Origin of the sequence: Evtepia gabavorous, from assembly GCF_003425665.1 — a bacterium.
GTDB classification, from domain to species: Bacteria; Bacillota; Clostridia; order Oscillospirales; family Oscillospiraceae; genus Evtepia; species Evtepia gabavorous.
Genome location: NZ_QQRQ01000012.1, coordinates 37,766 through 54,682, shown reverse-complemented (window position 1 = coordinate 54,682; position 16,917 = coordinate 37,766). Strand labels below are relative to the sequence as shown.

Sequence of the window (16,917 nt, the reverse complement as noted above, 5' to 3'; positions counted from 1 at the left end):
TGTTTCAAATTTCTCCCTCTGTTTCTTAAACTTGATATTGTTCAATTCCGTATGAACAGGTTTTAGCCGCTGGTAATTCTCGCCCTCCCGTATCAATTCCTGCAATTCCTTTATCCGGGCAGATTTCTTTTTCATGGAGTCGCTTAACGCTTCAAATTCTTCGTTGACAGAGGAAAGACGCTCCTGCAAATCCTCTAATGTGAGCAGCTTGTTTTCCGTCAGATAATTGACGGCTTCGGCAAACTGCTTTAAGTTTCCGATTCTGGCTTTATTGCTCCATGCCCCTGCGTTGCGCTGGTTATAATAAGCGATCAACAGGTCGGCAAGGCTCGGTGTCTGCGGTTTGGAAAGTTCTTCTTTTACCTCTGCCATCCAGACAAACAGGGCTTTGATCTTCTTCCTCACATCCTGCATGAGCCGGTTGGTGGCTTTAATCCAGCGGTTCAGTTCCCCTTTCTCGGTGCGGATGCCCTTTGCTTCCATCTGCCGGACATTAGCTCCCTCGTGGACAGTAGGTATCAGGTCAAGCCCCTGCCGCACATAGGAACGGTGGTCGATACGCACATCCAGCCCTTTTTCCTCAAATTTTGTATTAACGGCAGCCGCCCACTGCTCCCGCCAGTGTTCCAGCGTTTCCGGCTCATGCCAGTCTGTTGTATGGACAGCGTTAAACATATAATCGCCGTTTTTATCCCGGATTCGGTTTCCATCTTCATCAAGAAGATATTCCCGACGCTGTTTTTGTCCCCATGTGCCATCCGGGTTCAAAGGGCGCATGGTTGTCATCACATGAAAATGCGGGTTAGGGATGCCGCCGTCCTCTTTCTCCGGGCTGTGAAAAGCAAGGTCGGCAATCATGCCTTTTGTCACAAACTGCTCCTGTACGAACTTCCTCGCCAGCTCCATGTTTTCTTCCAGCGTCAATTCATTCTGCATGGCAATATCAAAGGAATAGGCAAGCTGTGCTTTTGGATGTTTCTCGCAGTTCTCCACAGCATTCCAGAGGGTCGCCCGGTCAAGATATATTTCCGGCGCATGGGGCGGCAGCATGATTTCCGAAGCGATCACGCCGCCCTTTTTGGTGTAGTCGCTGACTTCTCCATAGTAGCTGCTGTAAAGACGCTCCCCGGCTCGATAGGCTGCGCTGGCAATGGCGCTCTGACCGGCGCTGCGCTTGATCTGTGCGATTGAAAAATGATAAAGTGCTATCCTTAGTCACCGCCTTTCTCCTGCCCGGAAATACGGGCGTGGTTCTCTGTGGCAGACCGGATGAAATGCTCCGCCTGCGGCAGATTCAAAATGCTTTCCATGAGGGAATAAAATTCCGCTTCGGATAGCTCCTTTGTCTGTGGTGCAATGCTCTCAATAGCTGCCCCACGGGTAATCAGCCGGTGCGTCCTCTGTTTCCGGGAACCGCTTTCCAGATACGCCTGCCGGTTTTTCAAACGCTGCATTTTCCGTTTTTCCTGTTCCAGCAGGACAGTGGTTTTTTCATATTCCTGCTTCAACTGTTCCAAAGATTTTTCCATGTTCTCACATCCTTTGCTGATAAGATAAAGAAAGACCATCCGCAGACAGTCCGTGTGTCAGTGCTTCTATAAAACCCGATGAAAAGGGAAAACCGCAGAGCGGATTTCTCTTTGCGGCGGGTACACAGGGGATAGCCGCTTTAGCGGCGCAAGGGGGTGTAGCCACCTTGTCGGAGCGAAGCGAACGCAGACCTCGGATTGCTGATTTTATCAGCGGCAGAGGTAAGCTCCGCAGGACGCACGATACATGGTCTTTAGACTATGTATAGAAGTGCGCCCTTAGTTCCTAAGGGATTTTGCCGTTTCCGGCAGTCTTGTCCTTTTTCTTGGAACGCTTGGAAAGATACTTCGGGCAGTCAACCACAACCGCCCGGAAGCTCTGTTTACATTCGTGCTGGCATTTCCGGCACAGTTCGTTGTAAGTGATACGGCTGCGGTCATTTAAGAAGAAAGACCATTCCAACCGCCGCTTGTTACTCATTCTTGCCATAACCGGCTCCTTTCTCCGTTTCTATCTGATGTACGCAGATAGGCTGTTTTGATGTAGCGTCTCGGTATCATTTTTAAGTTTTTTTCCCTCTGTATGCCCCTTTGGAAAGTGCGGCAGTATTGCAAGTCAGGGAATGATACCTCACGCTTATTTGTCGCTTCCCGGTACGGTTTCGGAGCCTTTTGCCATCCATTCAAAGAAAGCAATTTTGCTGACCTTGATAAGTCTGCCCCTGCGGAACGCTGGAAAGCCGGGTGTGTGTACCAGCTCATAGGCGCTCGCTCTTGAAATTCCCATAATCCGCTGAATGTCCGCCACATCCAGAACCAGCGGTAAATCCTCGTAGCTGTTCAATCTCTTTTTATCGTTCATTCTGTTCCTCCCATAAATCAAATAGGTTAAAATGCTTCCTGTTGCCGTTCTCCCCAAAAGCCGTTTTCCTGCCCCATTCCTGCGGTGTTTCCCTGCATTGGTGCGCCGAATGCGTCACTTCTCCTGCCGGTCATATCCCTTTTGGACGGTCATTCACTTGTCAAGGTACTGTGCGGTACGAAATTACCAACCGCAATCATCATAGCGTACTATCCTTGACAAAACAATGATTCTGCGATACCATGAGTGTAACGGATATAACTAAATTATATAATTACCATAAACAAAGGCAGGGGATAGGGATGGAGAATCAGTTTATACGGCATGAGCCATGTTTTGAGAGGATTTTGTTTGTCCTGACGCTGGACAGGAAGAAAATGAAAGAGCGGATTTTGATTGGGGAAGAACAGCAGATCCGCTTCCGTCTGAACGGGAGCCAAAACGCAGAGGTGCTTTGTGATATGACACGCCCACTGGGAACTTTTTTGATAAACTTTGAGCGTGACACGGACAGAGACTGGAACTTATACGGGCTTTCTCCGCTGCGGCAAGCTCTCCACTCCAACCGATGGAAACAGCCGGAGCTGGAGCAGGCGGCAAGCGAATTTCTTTGGGAGAAATATCTTAGCAACGACCCTCTGAAAATGTATGTGGCGTTCCGTATCTGGAACAGCTATCTGCTTGCCAGAGAACCCCGTGACCGTAACGCTGCCTGTGACCGCTTCATGGATAAAATGAGCAGACTGACCGGGGTATTCCAAAACGAAACCATGAGCTTTGACAGGGAGACAGGAAAACCGAAACAATTTCAAGCTGGCAGCCTTTATTTCAAAGGCGCACCGTCAGAAGATACCCGGCTTGACCTCTGGTTCCCGGACAACCGGCGCACAGAAGAATGTGTGTCTGCCTATGCGTCCCTCTACCCGTTGATTACCTATTATCTGAACAGGCTGAATGACTGGGGGCTTTGCTTCCGGCGGTGCAAGGTCTGTGGAAAATATTTTCTGGCAAAGAGCCAGCGGTATGAGCTGTGCAGCGACAAGTGCCGAAAAGCACAGACGCTTCAAAACAAGCGGGAATTTGACGAGAGGTCAAGAGAAAATAACTATGACCTGCTTTATAAAAATGAATGCCAGAACTGGCGCAACAAAATAAACCGGGTAAAAAATACCGCAGGCTTTCCGGCTGACCGTCTGGAAAAAATACAGGCTTCCTTTTCCGACTTTAAGAAAGAAGCCTTACAGAGAAAAAAGGCTGTAAAAACAGGAACGGCCAGCCCGAAAGAATTTACGGACTGGCTGTATCAGCAGAGTAATGTAATTGTTGAGCTGACCGAGATATGAAAAACTTTCTATCGTCAATTTCGCATTATTGCAATAACAGATTGCTTCTTCCATGAATGGTAATATTATCATCAAACTTTTGGAAGAACTATAAATGTCCGAGGTGCCTTTGATTTCGACAAAAAAACAGGCTGAATTGTTACAACGCTCGGACATTTCAAAAATTTTTTTGAGAAATGGCGAAAAAAGCGGGGCAGCACACGCCGCCCCGCCGATCTCAAAGGGTTATTCCATCGCCCGCATTTGCTCAATCAGGGATTGTTTTTTCTGTCTGCGGATTGTCCATACAGATAAGATCAGCTCCATTCCGAACAATACCAGAATGAACAGACCCATTTCCAAAACCGGGAATTTGTAAGGCACTACTTTTCCGGCAAAAGCGCCTACACTAAATTTGCTACAAGCAAAGATGGAAGCCGGAAGCCCAACGATCAGCGTCGCCAATGTTGCAAAGAACGCATAGCACAGCCCCTCGCAGATATTCATTTTACATAGCTGCTTTTGGGTCAGACCGATGGAACGCAAAACACTGTTTTCCTGTTTTCTGGACATTTGATTAGAGAGGGTCGTGTTAATCAGGTTGATAACGCCAAAGAGGAATACCAGCCATGAAAGTACCTCCATACTGCCAAATACAAAAGAATTTATATTTTTTTCATACTCAATTATAGTGTCAATATTTTCTAACGCAATATCAGTATGAGTGGCTACAATATTTTTCAATTCAGACTCTACATTGTCCGCTTTTTTCGGATCACTTGCAATGTTCCATGAATAGTCAAACGAAGCTATTTCTGGATGTAATTCATGGAATAATGCTTCCGTTGCAAATTCAAGTGGAGAGTCAACTGGGACTGTTCCATGTCCATCAGTTGGTATGCTATCGTTGTCAAACACCCCTGATATAGTAACAGGAATAGTTGATTTCCCAGAGGTAACTTCAACCGTTTCTCCCACTCTTATATTATCACGATTACTTGTATGCGAATCAATTATGATGCTGTGTGCATCCGCTGGCATAGTTCCCTCTATCAATGCAGCTTCAACCGCAGAATAATTTTGTTCAGTTAGTATATCACACCAACCAGCCTCATCAATTCCGTTGGCACGATAATTTATATGAAGGCTTTGCCTTTTTGTAATCACATCGGTTACACCATCAATGGCCAAAATTTCCTGCTTCAATTTCTCATTCAATGGATTTCCCGCTGCCATAGCTTCTTCTACTGCCAACTCGGAATGTAAATAAATTTTATAGTCACCATACGGATAAATCTGCCTTGCAAGTGCCTCTGGGGAGCGCAGCAAAACCATGGAGGATACCACAAGCAGGATAATTCCGCCCAAACTCAAAGACGCTATAATAGAGATTGTCTTTTTGCGGTCACGCTTAAAATTCGCAATTCCCATTGAAACAGGATTGAGCTTGATATTCTTTTTCCGGCTGCGGATGTCCTTTTGCACCGGGGTAAAACGGACGGCTTCAATGGGGGAAATCCCTGCCGCGATTTTCACCGGCTTACGGATGGAAATAGACACCATGATCCAACTGCTTATGAGTGTCAGGGAAACCATAACGACATAGGAAACAGCGTTAAATCCCTTGGAAAACAGAAGAAAACCGCAGCATACGCCCAGCACTGTACCAACCAAAATTCCGATACTGCCGAGTTTGCGTCCCTCCCGCTTTACAATCCGCTTGATTTGCTTTGGCGTTGCACCAATCGTCCGAAGCTGTCCGTAGCTCCTGATTTTGTCATTGATGGAGATACGGAAGATACTCTGAATCACAATATAGCCGCCGATCAGAACAATAACAATCACACCAACAATCGGTAAAAAATCAAAGGATTTAGAAGCATAAGCAAAATACTTGTTGTTCATGCTGGGATTAGGAAGCTGATATTCCTCTGCAATCTCCCTGCAATAAGAGGTTATCAGTTCCTCGCCCAACTGGTCGCTGTTTTTGAAATGGACATAGGCGCGATACCCAGCCGGATCAAACCCTTTCCATTCTGTCAGGGCAGCTTTGGAAAGAATGATAGCGCAGGTATTCGCTTCTTTTTCATTTACGCTGTCCATAATGCCGGTAACGACATAATCACCATGAAAACTCTCGGTATCTAAGGTCACACTGTCCCCGATCTTGGCATTGTTTCCATAGGTGGAGAGAAAGTATTCGCTTACGACAACTTCATTTGCTTTTTGGGGCAGATTCCCCTCCAATAGCTTCATTTGGTCGCGCCCAATCTCCATCATTTCTGCGTCATTATATACATAAGAGGCATGATAGCCCTGTTCCGAAAGTTCCTCACCGAGCATATAGTAGCCGCCTACGCGCTCAAACTCCGGCAGTCCTTTCAGGGTTTCAATGTCGTTTTCCTCTACGCCCAGCCAGACCGCCTCATAAGTATCGACAACCTGATTGCGCTGCATTTGTGTCAGGGAAGTAGCTACAATTCCCGTAAAGCAGATCAGAAATGCCGCCAGCGCAACGGCGATCACTACCATCAGATTCCGGCGCTTCTCGCTTTGCAAACTTTTCTTTGCCAGCTTCTTTGTAATGGCGCTGGTATCATTTTCAAAAGGCCATGTCATAGCCTGCCACCTCCTTATTCCACAATCTTGCCATCCTCAATGCGGACAATCCGATCTGCAAGGCGGGCAATGTCGTTGTTGTGGGTAATCATCACAACAGTTTGCCGGAACTCCGCACTGGTACGCTTGATAAGCCCCAGCACCTCGGCGCTAGTCTTGCTGTCAAGGTTGCCAGTCGGCTCGTCGGCCAGCACAATAGCCGGTTTGGTAATCAGGGCGCGGGCAATCGCCACACGCTGCTGCTGTCCGCCGGAAAGATTGTTCGGCATATTTTTCAGTTTATCTTCCAGTCCCAGCAGGTGAACGATCTCGTCCAAAAACTTCTGATCCACCGTGTCCCCGTCCAGCTCCACCGGCAGGACAATGTTCTCATACACATTCAGAATGGGAACAAGGTTATAGTTCTGGAAGATAAAACCGATGTTGCGGCGGCGGAAGATGGTAAGCTGTTCGTCGTTCATTTTCGACAGCTCTTTGTCCCGGACAATCACATTGCCGGAAGTAGGGGTGTCCAGCCCGCCCATCATGTGAAGCAGGGTAGACTTGCCGCTGCCGGAGGTTCCCACAACGGCCACAAACTCGCCGTCATTTACGGAGAAGTTCACGCCGTCAAGGGCGCGGGTGATGTTCGGCTCTGTGCCGTAATACTTTTTCAGGTCGATAGTCTGTAAAATGCTCATAAAATTCAATCCTTTCTTTGTTTGTTGTAAATGTGGAACGCTGCTGCGCCGGTGGCCGCCAACTGCACCAGAATCAGCACAGCGAACAGACCGAAGCTCTCATAGTAGAACAATTCATCCCAAAATAGGAGAACATCACAGAGAGCAGTCAAGGCAACCGTCCAGCGGATGTGCCGGGCCAGCCATTGCCGGAACACCAGCACAAGGGCAACGGGCGGGACGATCAGCAGCGCCAGATTCAAAATCAAGGTCGGGGTCAGTTCCATTGCGTCGCCTCCTCACTTTTGTTGATAAGGGTATTGTAAAACCCAAATGTCCGCGAAATGTTACAGCGGCCAAAAATTTTCATTGAAAATCGGGGTGAAATGTTACAAAGCTCGGACATTTCAAAATCAGTTTGCCATTTTGATCCGTTCCACCAACGAATTTCTGCATTGAATTTTTAGACAGATAGCAGAAATTATAATAGGTGTTATTATTAAGCAGACACCGTAAATCAGTAATGGAATAAAAGGAAAAGCATATTGAAAATAAGTTAATCCATTCGCAGACAATATCCGTACTAACAAATAACCCATCAAGGTTCCTGCCACAACCGTAATAATCAAGCATGGAATAATCAGTAAGACACTTTCATGCAGCAGCATTTTCTTTATCTGTTTTTTTGTCATACCGATAGACTCTAATATTCCAAATTCTTTTCTCCTTGTACTGATACGACTAATCAAGGTGTTTGTCAGATTAAAAATGCTAAACATAATGACAAAGGCAGATACTCCATAAACTTGTACGCTGGTATTATGAATCGTATTTGCCGAAGATGCTTTTACCTCTTGTAAGGTTTCCATTACCAAATCAGGGTGTCGGGACAGTATTTTATTTAATTTGCTTTCTACTGATTTACCCACTTTTTCATATTCAGGTACGGACAAAGTTAAGGAAGCTGTTAAATCCATATCGCCCCACAACTTTTCTATGGTTTCTTTTGGAAGATAAAAGCCCTCATTCATACTTTTTTCGGAAGTACCGGCAATCAAAACATCTATGCTGTGTTCAGTTCCATCAAACCATCGTAATGTCACTTTTTCTCCTATTGACGGGCAAGTATGATAGACTTCTTTCTGTACGCTTGTTCCCAATATAACCATAGCGTCTTGTTCCACCAATGTTTCGTATGTCCAATCAACAGGAAACGTTTTCAAAATTTCTTCCTGATTATCAGGCGTAATCGGAATAATGGGAATTTCTAATTGTTCATTGTGATACTCAATAATAGCTGCGGTTCTCTCCGTAGCATAAATCTCTTTAACTTCCGGGATTTGTTGCAATTCTTCCATGAGTTCCTGTGAAAAAGGCGTATCAACTTGATACTCCGAAATACCATACGGTTTCGGATTGACTAATGTATTGTGGTTAATCGTAATATAATATTCTCCATCTTCCAAATTCCCCATTCTCGCAAAGGAATCTGGATTCCATGATGATATAAAAGTGGCTCCAACCATAAATAAAATCCCGCCGATTGCAAGCGAGGCAATCGTCAGATTGTGTTTTTTTCGATTCTGCTTTTCGCTCAATACGGCTAAAGAATACGGTGAGAGACGAATATGATTTTTCCTGTTGCACACTCTACTTTCTTTTAGTTCTGGATCGTTTCCAACATATTTTGTTGCTTCAATAGGGGAAATATTTGAAGCTATTTGTGCGGGCTTGTATACGGAAATTTGTACGATGATAATACCTAATATTATTGCAAAAATACTTGTGGCTATGGCATTGATAATCGTTATTCCATTCGGCTCTAACAAATATGCAAATATGATACCTACTGTAATACCGGCAGGTATTCCGAACAGGCAGAAACGATACCCCTCTTTACGAATCATCCGCTTAATCTGTTTTTCTGTCATGCCAATAGTTTTGAGCTGTCCAATCTGCGACACTTGATTTGATACCGAAAGGTAGAACACACTGTATATGACAATTCCGCTTGAAAATGCAATAAAAAGAGTAGCTAAAAGAACACCTCCCATTCCTGATCCACTAATAAGTGAGGAACAGAATTTGCTATTAAAATAAAGTTGGTTCCTGCTTATGTCTTGGGATAAAGCCAGACGATATACTGTATTCTCAAAATCAATAAGTCCCATTTCCGTGGCACCATTTACACGAATCAAGGCACTATATGGAATATCAGATAATAACACACCCTGTTCTGCATACGCTGGGGAGACATAAAAGTAAAATGTTCCTGTTTCCACATTATCAGTAAAACCAGTAATGATGAAATCCTCTGTTTTACTCCCCGCCGTTGGTAAAGTGATGGTATCTCCTATATTTAGCTGATACCCCAGCTCTAATTGAACATTTTTATCAATTACAATTTCATTGTACTGTTCTGGACAGGTTCCACTGACTAATTCATAGGATTTTATAATTCCAAAACCAGTCGGCATATAAACCGCTTCAAATTTGATCCCATCCATCAGAAAACTATCACTATGCTTATAGGGTACAATATCTTCAAGATCAGGTTCTTTTTTCAGAACTTCTATCTGTTCTGCTGTAAGCCCCCCGATGGTAGCTTGCTGCATTTGATTCAAAATCTTTTGTTCACTAATTTTGCTGCCTTGTTGGAATAAGGAGATTCCCACAATCAAACTAATTGCCAGCGCAATGGTCAAAACATTAAAAAAGCAAAAAATACGATTTGAAGATACATTGCGTTTTGCTAATTTCTTTACAATGACGCTGGTATCGTTCTCAAAAGGCCATGTCATAGTTGTATCACCTCCATATTTGATAAGGGTATTGTAAAACCCAAATGTCCGCGAAATGTTACAGCGGCCAAAAAATTTCATTGAAAATCGGGGGGGAAATGTTACAATGCTCGGACATTTCAAAAAAATTTACGGCGGGCAGCCGGAAATGGCCGTCCGCCGCGTTCTATTTTGTAGGCAGCATAATGGAAAATTCCGAACCCTTGCCCGGCTCCGAAATCACCTTGATATAGCCGCCCTGCCGCGTTACGATCTCGCGGGCCAGATACAGGCCAATGCCCACGCCCTGCTGTTCGTGTACTTCTTCCTCACGATAAAATCGCCGGAAGATGGCGGCCTGATTGCTTTCGGAAATGCCCTTGCCGGTGTCGGTCACTTTGATCTCTACATACATTTCCCACAGCACCACCAACACAGCGATTTTCCCGCCTGCCGGGGTGTACTTTACCGCATTGTCCAGCAGGTTAAAGAGGGCTTCGGATGTCCACTTGCTGTCATGGGAAACGGTCAAATCCTCCGGGCAGTCCACGGACACGGCAGTTTCCTTTTTCTCCGCTGCATACACGATCCCACTCATGGCCTGCGCCACGGTATCAAAGAGGCGGCCCGGCTTCTTATCCAACTGGATCACGCCCGTTTCCAGACGGGAGGTTTTCACAAGGGCCTGAAAGAGAAAGTCCAGCTTATCCGTCTGGCTGCGGATTCCCCGGATAAAGTCGGTGCGCTCCGCCTCGGTCATAGGCTTTTCCAGCAGGGTGTCCGTCGCCATTTTCAGATTGCTTACCGGCGTTTTCACCTGATGGGAAATATCTGATACAAGGGTCTGTAACTCCTGCCGTTCCTCGTCCACCCGGCGGCGGTTCTCCTGCATGATCTGGTAAAGCCTTGCCAGCCGGTGTCCGATTCTGGCAAGCTGGGTTTCGCTGTCCTCCGGGCGCTGGGGCGCTTCATTTCCGGCTATCATGTGGTCTAAGGTCTGGCACAGGTCAGCGGTAAACTGCGACAGCCGCTTTCCAAACGCCTGCGTCAGTACAAAAATCCCCACAAGAGCGCACAGCAGCAGCGCCCCGCCTGTCAGCAGCACCGCCGTCTGTTTTGTCACAAGAAACAGGGCTATGGTGATCCCGGACATGGAAAGGACAAGTCCTATTGCCACCCGGCCAAACAGCCGCTTTACCGATAGGTTTTGAAACTTCATTTTGCCTCGCCCCCCGTCCATTGATAGCCCATGCCGTAAACGGTCTTGATGTAGGGCGCGCCGCCGTCGGCTTCAATCTTGCTGCGAATCCGGCTGATGGAGGTTGTCAGGGTGTGTTCGTCCACAAACCTTTCGTCTATATCCCACAGCTTTTCCAAAAGCCGCCCACGGGTCAGCACTTGCCGGGGATTTTTGCGGAACAGGTTCAGCATTTTATACTCCATCGGGGATAGGGTCAGGGGCTTGCCGTTTAAGGAAGCCGTCTGCTCCGAGAAGTCCAGAAACAGCCGCCCGTCGTCGTAAATGTCCTTGGCCGGTTTGTGGTGTTCCAGCATGGCGAACATAGCTTTGATTTTTCGCTGCAAGGCCCCGATCACAAAGGGCTTTGTGATGTAGTCCACCGCGCCCACCTCATAACCCCGTATCTGGTCGCTCTCCTGATCGTTGGCGGTCAGGAAAATCACGATGGTGTCCGGGTGCTGGGGCTTTATCAGTTTGCACAGTTCAAAACCGTTCCCGTCCGGCAGGTTGATGTCCAGCAGCACTAAATCAAATTCCCGCTGGCGGATGGCTTCGGCTGCGGTTCTGGCATTTAGGGCAGAAGTCACGCCGTAGCCGTCTGCGGTCAGGTTATAGTCTAACATCTTATTCAAAAAACTGTCGTCCTCGACAATTAAAATCTGCTCCATATTCTCACTTCCTTTGCTTTTTGCAGATAGTATAACAGGCAAATGTCCGAGAATTGTTACAAGGACAAATATATTTATCATTTTACAGCTTTTTTATGTGTACTGCAATTTTATAAAAGAAAGGACAGCAGTATCATCAAATTGCTGTCCTTGCGGTTTATTATAGCTGGTAGTGTATAAGCGTGGGTTCATCATATTTGGTGTGGTATCTTTAACTATGGGAAACTCCCCGCTCCCATTTGCTCACCGCCGGGGCAGACACCCCCAGGGCCGTGGCCACCTGCTCCTGGGTCAGCCCCTGGGCGGTCCGTTTCTCTCGGATGACCGAACCGATCTCCATGGAATCGCCTCCTTTGTGTTCTCTGCTGTATAGGATACCACAGCCGGGGGCCGGGGGCCATGGCTGTGTGGTTTTCTTTGGGGGGCGGGGACTAAACCAGTGGTTCTATTGGGGGTGGTTTTTGGCCGGGGGGTGCGGGTTTTCTCCGGCGCCGTTGGAACGGGGCTCTCCCGAGCGGGGCGCGTTGCAGGTTTTTTCCTACGCCGTTGGAACGGCAGGGAACCTTGGCTTGCCCAGCCGGGGCCCCATTTCTTGGGAAGAAATGGGGGAAAGAACCCCAGAGGGAAGAGGTTCTTCCCTCTGGACTCCCTTCTCTGGTGGGGTTGTGTGGGGGGAAGTTGTACTTCTCGCTGGTTACCTGGCCTGCGGCCCTCACATTGAAAGGCCCGTAACGGCCCGCCCACCGGCTGGGCGGGCTGGGGACGTGGATGGATACCCTTTGGGAAAAGGCGGAGAGTAACCTTTTCGGTTTCCCGCTTTCTCCTCCCGTCAACAAACCACTTCTCCCGCCCGCCCGAGCCGGTGGGCGGGCCATGAGGCGTTGGTTTTAGAGGCCGCAGGCCAGGCCCCTACCTGACGGAACCACCTTCCCCCGTTCCTCCCACCAGAGAATGGGGTTCCAAGGGGAAGGAGGTTCCTTCCCCTTGGTGTTCTTTCCCCTATTTCTTCAAAGAAATAGGGCCCCGGCTGGGAAGCCCCCGTTCCCCGCCGTTCCAACGGCGCAAGGAGAAAACCCCCACCGCGCAAAAGGACCGCCGGTTCCCCCGGCGGCCCTCGTCCAGTCCCCTTCGGTCAGCTCCCGGCAAACTGGCTGTTGTACAGCGCGGCATACGCGCCCCCCGCCGCCAGCAGCGCCCGATGGGTTCCCTGTTCCATGATGTTCCCCTGGTCCATCACCAGGATCAGGTCCGCGTCCACGATGGTGGACAGCCGGTGGGCGATGACAAAGCTGGTCCGCCCCCGCATCAAGGCCTGCATGGCCTTGCCGATCTCGATCTCCGTGCGGGTATCCACGCTGGAGGTGGCCTCGTCCAGGATGAGCACCGGCGGGTCCCGAAGGACCACCCGGGCGATGGTGAGCAGCTGCCGCTGCCCCACGGAGAGGTTCTCCGCCTCGCCCCCCAGCACCGTGTCATACCCCTTGGGCATGGTGCGGACAAAGAAGTCCACCCGGGCGGTCCGGGCCGCCGCGATGATCTCCTCCCGGGTGGCCTCGGGCTTGCCGTAGGCGATGTTCTCCGCGATGGTGCCATCAAAGAGCCAGGTGTCCTGGAGGACCATGCCGAAGTTGTCCCGCAGGTTCTCCCGGGTCATGGCCGCCGTGTCCACTCCATCCAGGAGGATCTGCCCCCCGTCCACCTCGTAAAAGCGCATGAGGAGGTTGATGAGGGTGGTCTTTCCCGCCCCGGTGGCCCCCACAATGGCCACCTTCTGCCCCGGCCGGGCGGCAAAGGAGATGTCCTTCATCAGCGGCCGGTCCGGGGTGTAGCCAAAGGACACGTGGCGGAACTCCACCTGCCCCCGGGCCCGGTCCACCCGCTGGGGCAGGGCGGGGTTGGGCCGCTCCTCCGGGGCGTCCAGCAGCCGGTACACCCGCTCGGCGGAGGCCAAGGCGGACTGCATGGAGTTGATGACATAGGAGGCCTCGGTGAGGGGCTCGGCGGACTGGTTCACATATTGGAAGAAGGCCTGGAACACCCCCACGGTCAGCTGGCCGCTGAGCAGCTGCCAGCCGGCAAAGACGGCAATGCCCATCTGCCCCAGGCGGTTGACCAGCCGGACGGTGGGGTTGATGGCGTTCATCATAAAGTCGGCCTTCTCCGTGGCCTGGGCCAGTTCCTCGGTGGCTCTGTGAATCTCCCCGGCGCTGGCCTGCTCCCGGCAGAAGGCCTTGATGACCACCCGGCCGCTGTACGCCTCCTCCACCAGTCCGGTCACCTGGCTCAGGGCCTGCTGGCGCCGGCTGGCCCGGCGGAGGGTGACCCCGGAGAAGAGCTTGGTCACCACCATGGACAGCAGGGTAAAGACCAGAAACAGCAGGGTCATGACCACGTTGAACCGGAACATCATCACCACCGAGCCCACAATGAGCACCACGGAGGTCACCAGGCGCAGGATGCCGTACTGCATGGCCTCCGACATCTTGTCCATGTCGTTGGTGAAGTGGCTCAGGGTGGCCCCGGTCTGGTGGCTGTCCAGATAGGACAGGGGCAGGCGGTGGAGCTTCTCACTCATCTCCCGGCGCAGCCGGAGGTTCAGCTGCTCGGCAAAGCCCACCATGAGGTAGGACTGCAAGGTGTAAAACCCCCAGGAGCCCAGGTAGAGGAGCAGGAGCACAAAGATCTCCCGTCCCCCCTGCCGCCAGGTGACCACAAAGGCCTCCCCCAGCCCCTGGGCCCGCTGGATGTTCTCCCACAGCAGGTCCACAATCCCCGCGCTGTAATAGGGGGCGGCGATGGCCAAGGCCGTGTAGCAGACCACCGACAGGACCACCACCAGCAGCCGCAGGTGCTGGTCCTGGGCGGTGTGCCAGAGCCGCTTGAGGGTGGCCCAGGGGCGCTCCGGCACGGCGGTGTCGAAGCCCCCGTCAAACAGGGAATCGCCCCCTGCCTCCCCCTGGGTCTTCTTCTGTTCCTCCATCAGCTCTCCCCTCCTTTCCCTTGGGATTGGGCAATCTCCCGGTAGACCGGGCAGGTCTCCAGCAGCTCCTCATGGCGGCCGATGCCCACCGCCCTGCCATCCTCCAGGACAATGATCTGGTCGGCGTGGGCGATGGTGCTCACCCGCTGGGCGATGATGAGCACGGCGCTGCCCGCCACCTCCTGGCGCAGGGCCCGGCGCAGGGCCGCGTCGGTCTGAAAGTCCAGGGCGGAGAAGCTGTCGTCGAAAATGTACAGGTCGGCCCGCTTGGTCAGGGCCCGGGCGATGGCCAGCCGCTGCTTCTGGCCCCCGGAGAAGTTCCTGCCCCCCTGCTCCACCCGGGCCTGGAGTCCCCCGGGCAGGCTGTCCACAAAGCCCGCCTGGGCCACCGCCAGGGCGTGGCGGAGGTCCTCCTCCCCCGCCTGGGGGTTGCCGTGGCGGAGGTTCTCCGCCACCGTCCCGGAGAAGAGCCAGGCCTTCTGGGGCACATAGGCGATCCGCTGGCGCAGGTCCTCCTGCCGTAGGGTCCGGAGGTCCGCCCCGTCAAAGCAGATGGCCCCCTGGGTCACGTCGTGGAACCGGAGCAGGAGCTTGGCGATGGTGGACTTGCCGCTGCCGGTGCTGCCGATGATGGCGGTGGTCTGGCCCCGGCGCAGGACAAAGTCCAGGTCCTGGAGGGTGGCCTCGTCGGCGTCGGCAAAGCGGAACCAAGCGTGCTGGAAGGCGCAGACCGCCTCCCCTTCCGTCTGGGGCAGGCTGCCGGCGCCGTCGGTGATCTCCGGCCGGTGGGAGAGGACGGCGTCAATCCGCTCCAGACAGACCTTGGCCCGGGGCAGGAGCATGAGGACCATCTGGGCCATCATCACATAGAAGAGGATGAGCACCGCGTACTCGGTCAGGGCGGTGATGTCCCCGATCTCCATAAAGCCCCCGCCGATGCGGTTGCCCCCCAGCCAGAGGATGGCCACCACGCAGAGGTTCAGAAAGAAGATGGCCAGGCTCTCCAGCACGAAAAACAGGGTGTTGGCCTGGATGGCCGCCTGGGCGTAGTCGGTGAAGGAGCGGCGCATCCGCCCCGCCTCCCCCGTGGCCTTGTTGAAAGCCCGGATCACCCGGGCCCCGGTGATGTTCTCCCGGACCACCACGCTGATCCGGTCCAGAAACCGCTGGGCCCGCGCAAAGATGGCCGAGGCCCGCCGGGTCACCAGCACCGCCCCCAGGATCACCACCAGGGTGATGCCGATGAGCAGCAGCCCCATGACGTGGTCGATGGAAAAGGCCATGAGCACCCCGATGACGCACATGAGGGGCACCGGCAGCACCATCTGCACGCTCCAGACAAAGGCCTGCTGGACCACGTTCACGTCGTTGAGGGTGCGGGTAATCATGGAGCCCGTGCCAAACCCCTCAAAATCACTGGCGGAGAAGGTCAGGGACTTGTCGTACAGGGCGTTGCGCATGTCCCGCCCGATCCGGGCGGAGAGCCGGGCGCACAGGAAGCACCCCATTAGGGTGCCCCCGCCGGAGACCAGGGCCACCCCCAGCATCAGCCCGCCCTTGCGCAGGATAAAGTCCAGGTCCCCCCCGGCCACGCCGATGTTGATCATGTCGGCCACGATGGTGGGCAGGTACAGCGCCCCCGCCACGTCCAGGGCCATGACCAACAGGGTCAGCAGGCAGAGCCCCCGGTAGGGCTTCAAAAATCGCAGAAAGGTTCTCATGGGTTGTCGTCGTTCTCCTTTTCCTCCATTTGTTTGGCAAAGCTGTCCCGCAGGCACCGGCCGAAGTAATCCACGGCCTCCACCAGGGCGGCCACCACCGCCGGCCCGTACCGGTCCAGGGTGGCCTGGAGGGCGGCATCCTCCGCCCCGTAGATGGGGCGGAGGACCTGGCGGGCGTAGGCCTGGCCGGCGGCGGTCAGGCAGATCTGCCGCTCCCGCCGCTTCCCCGCGATGGGGACGAGGGTCAGATACCCCTTGGCTTCGGCCTGCTTCAGGGTGGTGTTCAGGGTGGTCTTGGGCAGCCCCCACTCCTGGCAGATCTGCTTCTGGGAGTGGGGCGCCCCGTCGTCCAGGGCGTACAGCAGCCACAGCTCCGACGCCTTCACCCCGATCCGGGTCACATCGTCGCAGTACATCTGGTCAATGCGGTTCATGGCCGTGGCCAGCGCGCGCATGATCTGTCGGTTCTCCTCCATCGGGCCCCCTCCTCAGGTAAAAATCCGGTTTCGGACCATACTATAATCCGAAACCGGATTT

General features: G+C 52.1%; 14 protein-coding genes and 1 pseudogene. 1 reads left to right on the top strand and 14 read right to left on the bottom strand.

Going from position 1 to position 16,917, the window contains the following annotated elements; translation table 11 throughout:
• The 4 genes from mobQ to DV520_RS08085 form a co-directional block, all read right to left on the bottom strand.
• Positions 1-1,209 (bottom strand): MobQ family relaxase (gene mobQ / locus DV520_RS08100; protein ID WP_242984670.1); only part of this gene is annotated, 1,209 nt, incomplete at its 3' end.
• A 2-nt stretch (positions 1,210-1,211) separates the two neighbouring features.
• Positions 1,212-1,529, bottom strand: coding sequence for a DUF3847 domain-containing protein (locus DV520_RS08095; protein WP_008816380.1), 318 nt, complete (start codon positions 1,527-1,529; stop codon positions 1,212-1,214).
• Positions 1,530-1,815: 286 nt separating this feature from the next.
• Positions 1,816-2,019, bottom strand: coding sequence for a hypothetical protein (locus DV520_RS12735; protein WP_004614949.1), 204 nt, complete (start codon positions 2,017-2,019; stop codon positions 1,816-1,818).
• Positions 2,020-2,166: 147 nt separating this feature from the next.
• Positions 2,167-2,391, bottom strand: coding sequence for a helix-turn-helix domain-containing protein (locus tag DV520_RS08085; RefSeq protein ID WP_005362423.1), 225 nt, complete (start codon positions 2,389-2,391; stop codon positions 2,167-2,169).
• A 302-nt stretch (positions 2,392-2,693) separates the two neighbouring features.
• Here DV520_RS08085 and DV520_RS08080 point away from each other — a divergent pair, with 302 nt between their 5' ends.
• Entirely contained in the window at positions 2,694-3,734 is a 1,041-nt protein-coding gene (locus DV520_RS08080; RefSeq protein ID WP_117142398.1) for a DUF6076 domain-containing protein, read from the top strand.
• 225 nt (positions 3,735-3,959) lie between these two features.
• Here DV520_RS08080 and DV520_RS08075 read toward each other — a convergent pair whose 3' ends face one another.
• The 10 genes and pseudogenes from DV520_RS08075 to DV520_RS08030 all read right to left on the bottom strand — a co-directional run bounded on the left by DV520_RS08075 (position 3,960) and on the right by DV520_RS08030 (position 16,856).
• Entirely contained in the window at positions 3,960-6,332 is a 2,373-nt protein-coding gene (locus DV520_RS08075; protein ID WP_117142397.1) for an ABC transporter permease, read from the bottom strand.
• A 14-nt stretch (positions 6,333-6,346) separates the two neighbouring features.
• Positions 6,347-7,012, bottom strand: a complete 666-nt coding sequence (locus DV520_RS08070; RefSeq protein WP_071422048.1) for an ABC transporter ATP-binding protein — start codon at positions 7,010-7,012, stop codon at positions 6,347-6,349.
• 5 nt (positions 7,013-7,017) lie between these two features.
• Complete coding sequence (locus tag DV520_RS08065) at positions 7,018-7,278, bottom strand: hypothetical protein (protein WP_009244706.1); 261 nt, start codon at positions 7,276-7,278, stop codon at positions 7,018-7,020.
• 126 nt (positions 7,279-7,404) lie between these two features.
• Positions 7,405-9,792 carry an ABC transporter permease gene (locus DV520_RS08060; protein ID WP_117142396.1) on the bottom strand — a complete coding sequence of 796 codons (2,388 nt, stop codon included), beginning with the start codon at positions 9,790-9,792 and terminating at the stop codon, positions 7,405-7,407.
• A gap of 166 nt (positions 9,793-9,958) precedes the next feature.
• Positions 9,959-10,990, bottom strand: coding sequence for a sensor histidine kinase (locus DV520_RS08055; protein WP_117142395.1), 1,032 nt, complete (start codon positions 10,988-10,990; stop codon positions 9,959-9,961).
• Complete coding sequence (locus DV520_RS08050) at positions 10,987-11,679, bottom strand: response regulator transcription factor (RefSeq protein WP_117142394.1); 693 nt, start codon at positions 11,677-11,679, stop codon at positions 10,987-10,989. The genes DV520_RS08055 and DV520_RS08050 overlap by 4 nt, the downstream gene beginning before the upstream one ends.
• A gap of 217 nt (positions 11,680-11,896) precedes the next feature.
• Positions 11,897-12,019 (bottom strand): annotated as a pseudogene (locus DV520_RS08045) (helix-turn-helix domain-containing protein); the annotation flags it as partial.
• A 792-nt stretch (positions 12,020-12,811) separates the two neighbouring features.
• Positions 12,812-14,659, bottom strand: coding sequence for an ABC transporter ATP-binding protein (locus DV520_RS08040; RefSeq protein WP_117142392.1), 1,848 nt, complete (start codon positions 14,657-14,659; stop codon positions 12,812-12,814).
• Entirely contained in the window at positions 14,659-16,380 is a 1,722-nt protein-coding gene (locus DV520_RS08035) for an ABC transporter ATP-binding protein (protein WP_117142391.1), read from the bottom strand. The genes DV520_RS08040 and DV520_RS08035 overlap by 1 nt, the downstream gene beginning before the upstream one ends.
• Positions 16,377-16,856: a MarR family winged helix-turn-helix transcriptional regulator gene (locus DV520_RS08030; RefSeq protein ID WP_117142390.1), complete on the bottom strand. Its 480-nt coding sequence runs from the start codon at positions 16,854-16,856 to the stop codon at positions 16,377-16,379. Before DV520_RS08030 ends, DV520_RS08035 begins: the two co-directional genes overlap by 4 nt.
• Between the last annotated feature and the right edge of the window lie 61 nt (positions 16,857-16,917).

Bases quoted from the DNA above. Each gene is read 5' to 3' on its own strand.
- DV520_RS08095 (WP_008816380.1), bottom strand. From the start codon at position 1,529: ATGGAAAAATCTTTGGAACAGTTGAAGCAGGAATATGAAAAAACCACT.
- DV520_RS12735 (WP_004614949.1), bottom strand. From the start codon at position 2,019: ATGGCAAGAATGAGTAACAAGCGGCGGTTGGAATGGTCTTTCTTCTTA.
- DV520_RS08085 (WP_005362423.1), bottom strand. From the start codon at position 2,391: ATGAACGATAAAAAGAGATTGAACAGCTACGAGGATTTACCGCTGGTT.
- DV520_RS08080 (WP_117142398.1), top strand. From the start codon at position 2,694: ATGGAGAATCAGTTTATACGGCATGAGCCATGTTTTGAGAGGATTTTG.
- DV520_RS08075 (WP_117142397.1), bottom strand. From the start codon at position 6,332: ATGACATGGCCTTTTGAAAATGATACCAGCGCCATTACAAAGAAGCTG.
- DV520_RS08070 (WP_071422048.1), bottom strand. From the start codon at position 7,012: ATGAGCATTTTACAGACTATCGACCTGAAAAAGTATTACGGCACAGAG.
- DV520_RS08065 (WP_009244706.1), bottom strand. From the start codon at position 7,278: ATGGAACTGACCCCGACCTTGATTTTGAATCTGGCGCTGCTGATCGTC.
- DV520_RS08060 (WP_117142396.1), bottom strand. From the start codon at position 9,792: ATGACATGGCCTTTTGAGAACGATACCAGCGTCATTGTAAAGAAATTA.
- DV520_RS08055 (WP_117142395.1), bottom strand. From the start codon at position 10,990: ATGAAGTTTCAAAACCTATCGGTAAAGCGGCTGTTTGGCCGGGTGGCA.
- DV520_RS08050 (WP_117142394.1), bottom strand. From the start codon at position 11,679: ATGGAGCAGATTTTAATTGTCGAGGACGACAGTTTTTTGAATAAGATG.
- DV520_RS08040 (WP_117142392.1), bottom strand. From the start codon at position 14,659: ATGGAGGAACAGAAGAAGACCCAGGGGGAGGCAGGGGGCGATTCCCTG.
- DV520_RS08035 (WP_117142391.1), bottom strand. From the start codon at position 16,380: ATGAGAACCTTTCTGCGATTTTTGAAGCCCTACCGGGGGCTCTGCCTG.
- DV520_RS08030 (WP_117142390.1), bottom strand. From the start codon at position 16,856: ATGGAGGAGAACCGACAGATCATGCGCGCGCTGGCCACGGCCATGAAC.